The sequence below is a fragment of the Edaphobacter sp. genome, from assembly GCF_035532915.1.
Lineage (GTDB): Bacteria > Acidobacteriota > Terriglobia > Terriglobales > Acidobacteriaceae > Edaphobacter.
This window is the reverse complement of record NZ_DATKQC010000448.1, coordinates 1-5181: the sequence shown is the minus strand read 5'-3', so window position 1 is coordinate 5181 and position 5181 is coordinate 1. Positions and strand designations below refer to the sequence as shown.

Genomic DNA, 5181 nt, shown 5'->3' with positions numbered 1-5181 from the left:
GGGCGCCGGGATCGGCGGCCTTCGCAACCATCCATGCCTTGACCACATTCTTTTTGGCTGTTGCCATGTCGCCGAGCAAAAATGCCGCAATCCCTTGCTCGCCCATTGCTCTGGACGCCAGCAGATATTGGTGCTGGCGCAGTGCCAGTGCTCCCACATCTGCCCATGTCTTCCTCGCCATCCCGGCGTCATAATTCACTTCAAACATCCCAAGAATGGTCAGGATGCGAAGGCGTGTTTCAGGATTCCGCGCTTCCGGGAGATCCAGATCCTTTCGAAGCAGGGCAATTTGGCTTGGGATCGAAGTGGAGGATTCGCTGTGCGCCGGCATCTGGCTGACACGCGCGTAGAGGGCCTTTGAGGGCTGATGCCTCCGAGTGAATTCCTGCTCGGCTTGCCGGTAAAGAGGTTCTGCCTCAATCCAGCTGTTGAGCCACGACATCTCATCGGCTTGCTTCAGCAGCGCCTCTGGAGCGTATGCGCGCCGGTGCAAAACTAGGCCACAGTGCGCCGCGTGAGCGGAGCTCTGCGGCGGAGTAAAAGTTTGCCACCGCCGGATCTTGTTTTCGTGAGCTATTGCGTTGCTGGCATGGTTCATGGAACACCGGAGGGATGTTCCAGGTGGAGATATACGGGCGTGTACGGCGTGCGGTTCGTGTCGAGGGCCGGAGTCAGCGAGCGGTAGCCAGGGATTTTGGTCTGTCGCGGGAGACGGTACGGAAGATGCTGCAGTACGCGGTGCCGCCGGGCTACCAGCGACAGCAGCCGATCAAGCGGCCCAAGCTGGGGCCGTGGCTGGGCGTGATCGACGCCATTCTGGAAGATGACAAGCAGAGACCGGCGAAGCAGCGGCACACCGCCAAGCGGATCTTCGAGCGGCTGAAGGAGGAGCACGGTTTCACCGGCGGCTACACGATCGTGAAGGACTACGTGCGGTCGGCGGAGCTGCACAGCCGGGAGATGTTCATTCCTCTGACGCATGCGCCGGGCGAAGCGCAGGCGGACTTCGGCGAAGCGCTGGTGGTGGTTGCCGGCGTGGAGCAGAAGGCGCACTACCTGGCGATGGATCTGCCCCATTCCGACGATTGCTTCGTAGCCGCGTTTCCGGCCGAGACGACGGAGGCATTTCTTGAAGGCCATGTGCGGGCCTTCGCGTACTTCGGCGCCGTGCCCACGCGGATTCTCTACGACAACACGAAGATCGCAGTGGCCAAGATACTTGGTGGCGAGGAGCGGCAGAAGACGCGGGCGTTCTCCGAGTTGCAGAGCTACTATCTGTTCGCAGATAAGTTCGGCCGGCCAGCCAAGGGCAACGACAAGGGTAAGGTGGAAGGGCTGGTCGGCTATGCACGGCGCAACTTCATGGTTCCGATTCCACGCGTATCGAGTTGGGAAGAGCTGAACACGCGTTTGGAGGCCGAGAGCCGGAAGCGGCGACTTCGACGGTTGCGCGGGCACACAGAGACCATCGGCGAACGGTTCGAGCGCGACCATGCGGCCATGCTGCCGCTGCCGGCGGCGCCCTATGAAGCCTGCGAGAAGATCGCGGGCCGCGTCAGTTCTCTGTCGCTGGTCCGCTACCGGTCGAACGACTACTCCGTGCCCACCGAGTTCGGGCATCGCCAGGTATGGGTGAAGGGCTACGTGCATCAGGTGGTGATCGCCTGTGGCAGCGAGGTGATCGCCCGGCACGAACGCAGCTATGAACGCGAGACGGTGGTCTTCGATCCGATGCACTACCTGGCTCTGCTGGAACAGAAGACCCGTGCACTGGATCAGGCAGCTCCGCTGGCCGGCTGGCAGTTGCCGGAGTGCTTTCGGCAACTGCGGCGATTGCTCGAAGCGCGGCTCAAGAAGCACGGCAGCCGGGAGTATGTGCAGGTGCTCCGCCTGATGGAGACCTTCGCCCTTGCGGAAGTAACTCATGCCATCGAAGATGCCTTGCTGCTGGGCACGATCAGCTTCGACGCCGTCCGCCATCTGCTGCTGTGCCGCATCGAACGACGACCGCCGCGGCTGGATATGGAGAACTATCCCCATCTGCCTATGGCGCAGGTGAGGACCACGCAGGCCGCCGACTACATGAGCTTGCTTGTGGAGGTGTACGCATGAGCGGCGCCGATGCTTCCGCGACCAACACCGCGGCTCACACAGCCGACACGCCGCAGCTTCTGCTGGAACATCATCTTAAGGAACTGCGGCTGCCCACCATCCTGCGCGAGTATGACAAGGTGGCAAGGCAGTGCGCTGTTGAGCAGGTGGACTATCAACACTACCTGTTGCGCATCACAGAACTGGAGTTGCTGGATCGCGAGCGCCGCGCAACGGAACGCCGCATACGCCAGGCAAAGTTCCCGGTCGTCAAGACCATGGAAACCTTCGACTTCCTAGCCATCCCGTCGATGAACAAGACCCTGGTACTGGAACTGGCGCGATGCGAGTTCCTCGCCCGCAGGGAGAACGTGCTGCTGCTGGGTAACAGTGGAACGGGAAAAACGCACATCGCCCTGGCTCTGGGCCTGGCCGCCTGCCAGCGCGGGCATCGTGTGCGCTTCACTACCACCGCTGCTCTGGTCAGCGAGCTGATCGAGGCTCGCGACGACAAAAAGCTGCTCCGCTTCCAGAAGCAGATCGCCAGCTACGAACTGCTCATCGTCGATGAACTGGGCTTCGTGCCTCTGTCCAAGACCGGCGCCGAGTTGCTCTTCGAGATGCTCAGCCAGCGCTACGAACGCGGTTCGACTCTGATCACCTCGAACCTGCCCTTCCTGGAATGGACAGAAGTGCTCGGATCGGAGCGGCTGACCGGCGCCTTGCTCGATCGGCTCACCCACCACGTACACATCCTGGAGATGAACGGCGACAGCTACCGCCTCAAGCAGAGCCGCCGTAAACGCGCCTCATCCTCCGAGCGCTGAACGATACCCCTCCGAGCGCGCCGCGGGGTAGAAGGGCCTCTTTCGCTACGCTCCAGAGGCCCTTCTACCCCGCATACCCAACAACCTCACACCCATCTACTGGCCTACTTTTACTCTGCCCCAGTGGCCTGGTTTTACTCCGCCCTTGACAGAAAGCCCGGAAAACGATCGTGCTGTTTTCCGCCCTTCCCACAAACCTTGGAAATCGATGAAACCGATTCCCACATTCCCACCGCCACGACGACGACGGGGATGAATCTAATCCTCAAAACCCGGCCGGTTAAGAGGTACGCATTCTGAGGGCAAAGTCAGAGTGTGCACCCACCTCTGATCTCAATCTTCAGAGTAATTCGACCTTATAGAGCGTGAGGATGTCGTTTAGGAGGGACCTATTCGCGGGCGCCATCAAAGAGCCAAGGGAGCCAACCTTGAACGAAGAGGCGAGTCGCGAATAGATCGCATACGCCACGCGGGTATGGTCGTGACGGGACGGGTAGCGGATGCCGGCGGGTTTCGAGGGGTGCGCGCGCAGCGCCGCTGACCATTGCTGCGCGATCTTGTACGAGCCGGTAAAGAGCCTCCCATCGGCCCCAATCCGCGTCAATCCGCCTGTCGAGTAGAGGTCGATGAAGCGGAGATCCTCAGTCAGCTCAAGCGTTGCGATTGCCCGGGCATCTAGATACGCCCCGGATACAGCCGGTACCCCGGTCGTCGGACCACACGACTCGATGAAACAGCACTGCGGATCTTCGCCGGCATAGAGAACCCCGAAAGCGTGACTGCGAGGACAATCGGGATCATCGAAGCGGTTCGCGCCGCTCGTGCCGAAGTAGATCGGATCTTTCTCGGCCCGGTGATGACGATAGAGGACGTCACCCACCTTCACGGTGAAAATGAGCGGCTTCTGGGAAATCAGTCCCGGATGAGGCGGCGGGTGATCGCCGGGTTGATCTGTCATGCGGCACCTTGCTCGCCGAATCCCGTGGCCGCAGCCTTGACCTCGCTCACCAGTCCCTTCTTGAGTCTCTCCAGGGGAGTTTTGTCACCCAGCCGCTCGTTTGGACTGGTGAAGAAGACCATCTGCATCCAGGGATCGAGCTCCTTTAGTTCCGCGAGAACCTCTTCGAGTCCGGTGATCGGTCTTCCGTCTTCAAACTGAAAGCTGGGATAGCTATATCCACGCCTGCCCTGTGTCAGCGCAAGCAGCTGGGTCGCTGCCCGGCGTTTGTCGACAGCTTGCCGCGAGATGCCAAGGACCTCGGCAACCTGCTCGGAGGTCAGAGCTCCGCCCGCGGTTTCGAGCATCTGCTGTTTTCGCTTGAGTCCTCGAAACTTCGCTGCGATGAAAGGATCCTCGACGATCAGCTGCGTCGTCTCCGAAGCCGAGGTCAATGCCTCTACCGCCACCAGGTAATCGGACGGCGCGGCCGTGGCATCGTCGATCAGTGTTGAAGGCAGGTCGTTTTCGAGTCGCCGGAAAGCGCGCAGAACCCGGGAATAGAATGCCGGATGCTTGGTCGTCGTAAGTTCACGCAATACGGTGGTGAAATGCCTGTGGTCCGCATCCGGATGACTCTCAATCCAAAGGCAAAATTTGTCCTTGGCAAACTCGGTTCTGACGAAGAACGACTCAAGATTCAGATGGAGGCGCCACGACTTTGCGACAATCTGAAGCAGATCCGGTTCGATTTCGTACCGGACGTCGCTTGTCGCATGGGACACAAAACAAAGGAGATTCGACGTTTTGGAAGGACGGTCGAAGCTGTAGCTAGGCTTCTTCGCGCCTGGATCCCCGAGGTGCTTTCGGATAGAAGCTTGAATCTCATCCAATGTCTTGGGATGTTCCGAGAACGTGACCATAAGGAGCCTCCAGTTGACAAGTTAATTATCGTCCACATAATGCTACTTCGTCAAATAACGCTTTGAATGTATGTGAGCGATGGAGAACCCCGTCCTCGGAAATGTGTCCGTCGATTTTGCCGGCTGGCGAACCACACTCAGGCCGCATCATCCAAGGGGTCCTCGTCTCTGTCTTGGTCCTCTTCTCCAAACTCGGCAAGAATCTCCTCTTCCTCGTCCGCATCCGACGTGGGCAAGGGAGCTGACGTTGCTGCCGGTCCAATGTCAAAAAGGCTGGCATTGCGCGCCGGCTCCTGTTTCCTGGGCTCGGCAGGCTTGGGCGCCGCATCCGCTGGCTTCTTTGTCTCCGCCCCCGCAGGCTCGGTCGGGACCGGGGCAGTTTTCGGCGCCGTCTTTGACCGGG

General features: G+C 60.0%; 6 protein-coding genes. 2 read left to right on the top strand and 4 right to left on the bottom strand.

Going from position 1 to position 5181, the window contains the following annotated elements:
* A partial coding sequence (locus VMU57_RS20985; RefSeq protein WP_325387009.1) for a hypothetical protein occupies positions 1–493 on the bottom strand: 493 nt, incomplete at its 3' end.
* A 119-nt stretch (positions 494–612) separates the two neighbouring features.
* Between VMU57_RS20985 and istA the strand changes: the two genes are divergently transcribed.
* Positions 613–2112: an IS21 family transposase gene (gene istA / locus VMU57_RS20980; protein ID WP_325387007.1), complete on the top strand. Its 1500-nt coding sequence runs from the start codon at positions 613–615 to the stop codon at positions 2110–2112.
* Positions 2109–2918: an IS21-like element helper ATPase IstB gene (gene istB / locus VMU57_RS20975; protein WP_325387005.1), complete on the top strand. Its 810-nt coding sequence runs from the start codon at positions 2109–2111 to the stop codon at positions 2916–2918. The genes istA and istB overlap by 4 nt, the downstream gene beginning before the upstream one ends.
* A gap of 340 nt (positions 2919–3258) precedes the next feature.
* On the opposite strand, the gene VMU57_RS20970 is transcribed toward istB, so the two are convergent.
* From VMU57_RS20970 to VMU57_RS20960, 3 genes are all read right to left on the bottom strand, one after another.
* Positions 3259–3876 carry an RES family NAD+ phosphorylase gene (locus tag VMU57_RS20970; protein ID WP_325387003.1) on the bottom strand — a complete coding sequence of 206 codons (618 nt, stop codon included), beginning with the start codon at positions 3874–3876 and terminating at the stop codon, positions 3259–3261.
* Positions 3873–4778: a hypothetical protein gene (locus VMU57_RS20965; RefSeq protein WP_325387001.1), complete on the bottom strand. Its 906-nt coding sequence runs from the start codon at positions 4776–4778 to the stop codon at positions 3873–3875. Before VMU57_RS20965 ends, VMU57_RS20970 begins: the two co-directional genes overlap by 4 nt.
* Before the next feature lie 137 nt (positions 4779–4915).
* On the bottom strand, positions 4916–5181 hold a 266-nt coding region (locus VMU57_RS20960; RefSeq protein ID WP_325386999.1), incomplete at its 5' end, for a hypothetical protein.

Excerpts from the sequence above, each read along its gene's own strand:
- istB (WP_325387005.1), top strand. The coding sequence starts at position 2,109 with ATGAGCGGCGCCGATGCTTCCGCGACCAACACCGCGGCTCACACAGCC.
- istA (WP_325387007.1), top strand. The coding sequence starts at position 613 with ATGTTCCAGGTGGAGATATACGGGCGTGTACGGCGTGCGGTTCGTGTC.
- VMU57_RS20965 (WP_325387001.1), bottom strand. The coding sequence starts at position 4,778 with ATGGTCACGTTCTCGGAACATCCCAAGACATTGGATGAGATTCAAGCT.
- VMU57_RS20970 (WP_325387003.1), bottom strand. The coding sequence starts at position 3,876 with ATGACAGATCAACCCGGCGATCACCCGCCGCCTCATCCGGGACTGATT.